Origin of the sequence: Crocosphaera sp. (assembly GCF_030064895.1) — a bacterium.
Lineage (GTDB): Bacteria > Cyanobacteriota > Cyanobacteriia > Cyanobacteriales > Microcystaceae > Crocosphaera.
This window is the reverse complement of record NZ_JASJEB010000185.1, coordinates 1-5,273: the sequence shown is the minus strand read 5'-3', so window position 1 is coordinate 5,273 and position 5,273 is coordinate 1. Positions and strand designations below refer to the sequence as shown.

The 5,273-nt window shown below is 38.5% G+C and carries 2 protein-coding genes; both read right to left on the bottom strand.

The genetic code is table 11. The features are described 5' to 3' along the window. Positions 1-199: 199 nt before the first annotated feature. Positions 200-1,990 (bottom strand): SLC13 family permease, encoded by a 1,791-nt coding sequence (locus QNJ66_RS26050; protein WP_300511578.1) that lies wholly within the window; start codon positions 1,988-1,990, stop codon positions 200-202. A 579-nt stretch (positions 1,991-2,569) separates the two neighbouring features. Next, entirely contained in the window at positions 2,570-5,116 is a 2,547-nt protein-coding gene (locus tag QNJ66_RS26310; protein WP_366146325.1) for a pentapeptide repeat-containing protein, read from the bottom strand. Positions 5,117-5,273 lie beyond the last annotated feature (157 nt).

The following is a 5,273-nucleotide window of genomic DNA, read 5'->3' as shown; positions in this document are numbered from 1 at the left end:
CGGGGTGACGGGGTGACGGGGTGACGGGGTGACGGGGTGACGGGGTGACGGGGTGACAGGGTGACGGGGTGACGGGGTGACGGGGTGACGGGGTGATGGGGTGACAGGGTGATGGGGTGACGGGGTGACGGGGTGATGGTATATAAATGATTTTTACCAGCTATTAGTTGTTGCTGCATTGGTCTTGTATTCAAAAATTTTAAAGTCCGTAGAACAAGATAATTAAGGGAGGGACAATAACTGTCATCAAGAGATTTAGTGGAATACCAACTCGCATAAAATCTGTAAATTTGTAGCCTCCAGGTCCGTAAACCATGGTATTTGTTTGATAACCAATAGGGGTGATAAAGCTGTTAGATGAAGCAAAAATAACCGTTAACATAAAAGCCATAGGATTCAAGTTCAACGTCTCTGCAACATTCGCTGCAACGGGTAGCAAGAGAACCACAGTCGCATTGTTAGAAATCATTTCCGTGAACACAGAAGTAAGGATGAAGAAGAAAGTCAGTATCCAGTAACCAGATAAGTGTTGCGCAACAGTAACCAGATGAGTTGCTAACCAGTAAGTTGCCCCCGACTTCTCCATCGCTATCCCTAAAGGAATTAAACCAGCAAGGAGAAAAATAATGTCCCAACGTACCGCATCATAGATTTCTCTTGGTTTCAAACAGCCGGTTAACACCATTAAGACAACACCAATCAAAGAACTGATAAGAATGGGCAACCAGTTAAACGCTGCACTGACCACAACTCCTAAACAAATCCCAATGGCGATGGCAGCTTTATCTCGTCGAAATGCCTCTAAATCTCGCTGTGTCAGTAATAATAAGTTGCGATTGATTTGTAAGCCTAATAGACTTTCTTTCGGACCTTGTACTAAGAGGACATCACCAAATTTTAAGCGGATGTCACTAAGGCGTTTTTGAGTAATAGCTTGTCCGCGATGCACTGCTAAGACTGTTAGGTTATAACGTTTACGAAAACGTATTTCTTTAACCGTTGAACCAATGAGATTTGAATTAGAAGGAATTAGAACTTCGGCCACCCCTTCGTTTTCTAAGGTACGTTGTGCTTGTAAAAACTTTTTCTTGGCGTAAAATTCGGATAAAATCTCAATGTCTTCTTCCTCCTTAATTTTCAATAAATCTTCTTGATTAGTTTTAACGAGAAGTACGGAACAAGCTTGTAATTTTTTATCGTATAAAGGTTGATGAAAACGAGTATTATTGGCAATAATTTCCAAGACATCCATATTAAATTTATGGTATAGCCTACTGGAATCTAGGGTTTTACCCACTAAATTTGAGCCGGGTGGAATTAAAATCTCACTCATATAATCTTTCAAACCGTAATTTTCGTTAAGAAGATTATCACTGCATTTTCTGCGACTAGGTAGCAGGGGAGGAGCTAAAAAAGCGAGATAAATCAGACCAATGATGAATGTAATTAATCCGAGTTGAGTAAATTGGAATAAGCTAAAGGTTCCGTATCCTAGTTGTTCCGATAATCCACTGGCTAAGACATTTGTTGATGTCCCAATAACCGTAATCATTCCGCCCAAAATAGCTGCATAAGAAAGAGGTATTAATAATTTAGAAACTGATACTTTTTGTTGACTACACCATTCTTCAATAATGGGTAAAAATACAGCAACCACAGCAGTATTATTAATAAAAGCGGTGATAGGACCAACAATGATTCCTAAGGTCAAAATTTGCGATTCTGGACGTTTTCCACCCCACTTTAATAGAAAGTCACTAATGATTGAAATGGCTCCTGTACGTGCGATCGCTGCACTGAGTATAAACATTGCCATGACTGTTATGGTCGCAGAGTTACTAAAACCTGAAATACTTTCTTCTGGCGTTACTAAACCGAAAATTGTTAGTAGTAATGCCACAATGATAGCAACGATATCCGAAGGAAACCATTCAACAACAAAGAGAAAGAGTGCAAGAACAACAATACCAAGTGTAAGAACTATTGCCATGTGCCTATGTACAAGGGTGGATTTTTACTGTTTGTATTTGGACTGAAAGCAATCTGTCTTTTGTTCAAGACTAGGACACATAAATACTAATTTATCGGTTCGATGAAAGATAAACATAGGGTAATCCATGACTGGTTCTTTCAAAACTATTCAAATGTTCAACTGTTTATACTTTCCCATCCCTTACTTAAACTTAAGTGATTAATCCATTAGATTTTTTTCAGAAAACTTGGCATTTTTCTTTTCATTATTTAAGTTAATTTTCAGCTTCTTCTCAGACTTCGTAGTGGCAGCCCTCTATTTGAGTGTATCAAAATCTTGGTTTAGTGAGGGTGGGGAGTGTGGGGAGTGTGGGAGGTGTGGGGAGTATTTTTCTTTGAGTTTGTAATCTATCCAATTGAAAACCGCTATGAAATGAAGTGTATTAAGAGCATTAGTTCTTGAGGGTAGGAAGCCCCACCCTCAACGAAGTAGGGTGGGGTAGTGGGGTACTTCACTAAGTGATACGAAAAAACCGAGATAAGTCTTTTATCCCAATTTCCTAAAGGGTGATCATTCTAACCCCAACTTATTTTTCATTTATTCATCAAATATAGTCTTTTCCCAATTTTTGGCTTTTTGTACCTGTTCTACAGTTAGATATCTGGCTCCATCGAGGTTGGCTCCATCGAGGTTGGCTCCTGAGAGGTTGGCTCCATAGAGGTTGGCTCCATAGAGGTTGGCTCTATGGAGGATGGCTCCTGAGAGGATGGCTCCTGAGAGGTTGGCTCCTGAGAGGTTGGCTCCATAGAGGTTGGCTCCTGAGAGGTTGGCTTCATAAAGGTTGGCTTCATAAAGGTTGGCTCCATCGAGGATGGCTCCATAGAGGTTGGCTTCATAAAGGTTGGCTCCATAGAGGTTGGCTCCATAGAGGTTGGCTCCTGAGAGGTTGGCTCCTGAGAGGATGGCTCCTGAGAGGTTGGCTCCTGAGAGGATGGCTCCTGAGAGGATGGCTTCATAAAGGTTGATGGCAACTCCGCAAACATAACGAGGAAATTGTCCTTGAGGTCGTGTTTTTGCTCCATTAATACGATTGACTAAGGTTTGGAAGTATTTTCGATCTTTTCCACTGGGAGCAAATTGAATCAAAGCAATTTTTTGATCGTTTTCATCTTTAGCTATAGCTAAGGTTTGATAACGTCGTCGATGTTGGGTTTCTTGAAGTTCTACCGAGTCAGAAAGCTCTTTTCTTGCATACTCATAAAGTAACCCATGAATAATCGCAGTTAGATGAAAAAACCCATCCCCTAACCTAGCATTAATAGTGTGACCTCCTTCTGGTTCGGGAAGCTCATTCATCCAAACTTGTTGATCTAAAGGAGAGCAAAGTTTAGCTAGTTCTAGTAAATAAGGAGGAGCAAATTCAGGCGTATTATACTCGTTTTCTTTGGGTTGGGAACGAAACACCATATCTTCTGCCCACCAGTCCCAAATATCCGCCAGCGCATCCCGAATATAACCCCATTTGTCTAGGGGAGTGGGTGAAGATGATTCTGTTATTTCAGAAGCACGTTCTATTTCCCAAGCTAGTATATTGAGAAGGTGGTTTCTAATTTCAGGAGAGAGCCAAGCAGTAGCGAAACATTTACTCAGATCACGGGTAAGATGATAACGAGGATCAGAAGTGTTAAAGTTTTGCCAAAATTTTTCTCGTTCAGGAAAGCCTTTTTCGGGATCTTTTTCATATTGTTGAATTACTTTTTTGTTTTTTCCATAAACTTTTAACCGTTCAACAATCGCCTCAGCAAAGAGATATTCTCGGAAGGACTTATGAACAAACTCGCACCCTTCCCCTGTATTCTCTTTAAAAAAGAAACTGATAATTAAGCGACTGAGTAGATGCTTTTTAGTTATTTTTTCCACAACGGACTGTAAATTTTCCTTAAATTGTTTTTTATCAATTCGTAATTGTAATTCGTTGCGAGAAATGGTTTCTTTTCTCATTGCTGTTATTGCTTGTGCAGTTTGCCAAAGAAGTTGTCTAAGTACATCACCAGATAAACGATAAAAACGATCATCTCCTTGTAATAAATCTTCTTGAAAAAGAGGGTTTCCTGACCCTTCACAGGTTTCATCGATTAAGGCACGATATAAATTAGTGGGGTTATGAATCAGAGCTTGTAACTCAGTTTCTGATGTAACTTTGAACAGTAAACGCAGGGTTAAATAAGCAAGTAAAGGTAAACCCAACACAGCTAAACTTCCTTTAATATCCGAGACATTTCCTTTCTTATGTTCTTCTAGTAATTGCTCGAATTCTGTTTTATAAGTGTTTACAATGGTTTTAATATAATCGGTATTTAAGGTATTACAAGGTGTATTTGATTTTTGACGTGCTTGTTGAAACTGCTGAATATAAGTCCCTAATTGGCTATCCGTTAAAGGTTTTAAAGTGAGAATAGGGGTAGATTGTAAGAGAAAACTTGTGTCGCTTACATCTCGACTGGGACGACCAGTTACAATTATACGAATAGGGGGACGTTTCCCACGTTGCTCAATAAACACATTTCTGATATTTTTTAATACTTTTTCGATACTTTCTTTGAACCCTTGGCTTGCTTCAGTCCTAATTTCATCCCATCCATCAAAAATAAATACATAGGGAAATATTTCCGTTCTTTTCTTCCCAAAATATATAAATTCATTACGGGTAATTAACTCTCTTAACCATTCAGGATCAAATTCTGGGTCATATTTATAATTGTCCATTCCTTCTTCTCCAAATCTTAAGGACTTGGGAATAGTTTCTAACAAATTTTGATTAAGATTTATGATATCTTTTAAGAGGACCCGAATAGGAGTACAACCTTTTTCTCTTAATATATGGGCTAAATGTAGAGTAAAAGAAGACTTACCCGCTCCTGCAATTCCTTGAATGACAATAGGTTCTTTGAACTTAGGATCTTCAAAATATTCGAGTACAGTAGATAAAAGATTAACTCGCTCACTATCTATTTCTGAAAAGGGGTTTTTTTTGGGTGTTAATTCCTCTTGCTCAAATCTATCAGATCGTTTAGATTTAGATTGAGGTTGAATATCTGACCATTTCAAATTTCCACAGTCTGTTTCTAAATAAATATCACTCAAAGAAAAAGTTTCTTCGTTAAACAGTTTAGCTGTGTTATATAACCAAGATTGATAATAACCATGAGCGCATAAGAGACTGTTTGTAAAAAGAAAATGAAAAGACTTTTTTAAAAAATCATCCCTAATAAACCTATGAGAAGTTTATTAGTTTTTAAGA

What these genes read in the sequence shown, in the direction of transcription:
- QNJ66_RS26050 (WP_300511578.1), bottom strand. Translation starts at nt 1,990, where the DNA reads ATGGCAATAGTTCTTACACTTGGTATTGTTGTTCTTGCACTCTTTCTC.